Source organism: Photorhabdus kayaii (assembly GCF_025384895.1).
GTDB classification, from domain to species: Bacteria; Pseudomonadota; Gammaproteobacteria; order Enterobacterales; family Enterobacteriaceae; genus Photorhabdus; species Photorhabdus kayaii.
This window is the reverse complement of record NZ_JAJAFZ010000192.1, coordinates 1-1049: the sequence shown is the minus strand read 5'-3', so window position 1 is coordinate 1049 and position 1049 is coordinate 1. Positions and strand designations below refer to the sequence as shown.

The 1049-nt window shown below is 47.8% G+C and carries 1 protein-coding gene; it reads right to left on the bottom strand.

Annotated features, from left to right (window positions below; genetic code table 11):
* Positions 1–1049 (bottom strand): IS4 family transposase (locus LGZ98_RS23830; protein ID WP_262978743.1); only part of this gene is annotated, 1049 nt, incomplete at both ends.

The following is a 1049-nucleotide window of genomic DNA, read 5'->3' as shown; positions in this document are numbered from 1 at the left end:
TGGACAGTAAATAACCTTCAAGGATGGTTTGTAACATGAACCATCCTTGCCACAGCCTTTCCCATCCCACTCGGCCATTTCGTTTTGAGTCATACCAACCCGCTAGTTTTCCCAAATTAATATAGGCCCAGTAAACACTTGGCGCTGTCTTAGGGACCTTTTTCTTTTCTTGCTTTACCCACAATAACTTCCACGCTAGCGGGCTTAATAGCGTTTCACAACTCTGTTTTTCCGCCTCTGATCTATTGAGACCCACATAGCGCAACTGATGAACACGCACGGCGATAAACGCCAGGATCACCACCATTTTTTCCAGATTTTCTTTACGTTGCATCCGCAGCGCTTCTACCTGTGTCCCGCCACTTTTCCACGCTTTGTGAAACTCTTCAATGAGCCAGCGTTTTTCATAGTAGTCCAGAATACGGTGGGCATCTTCTTTACCTTTTACCGGCTCCGATGTCAGAATGTGCCAGCTCAGCTCCTTGTCGTTATTCGTTTCCTGACAACTCACATAATACAGCGGTATCGGCTCCCCTCGTTTATTGGCCGGCATTTTGAGCGTGACAGGGGCGTAACGGACGTCGCAGAGAGCTTCACGCGCCTTACGCCCACCTCGTTGTTTAACCTGAACGGTTCTTTTATCTGCAGGCTGCAAAGATTCACTGAACAGATACAGTTTATCTGAGCTTTGTTCAATGCAACGGCTTTGCATTGAACGCACAATAAAACGCTGCTGATGCATGATTTTATAGGTCAGATAGTCAATAATGTCTGCCTCGCGAGCACAAACTGAAATGACCTTATTCATATCACTGCCAAGACGAGTTTCTGTTGCCTGAGAGGCGCGTTCCCACTTATAACTTTCCTTGTCTTTATACGGCCGGGAAGCCCGTTGCGCTTTCTTGCCATAATGACTCAGCTCTCTCGTCCAGCGCGTTTGTTCAATCAGGCCAATGACCCGTTCTTCTCTGGGGGCAAAAAGCAAAACGGAATGGGCATGCAGGCCGGTGGCACTTTTTCGTGATGAGGTATACCCCATTTCATCCCGA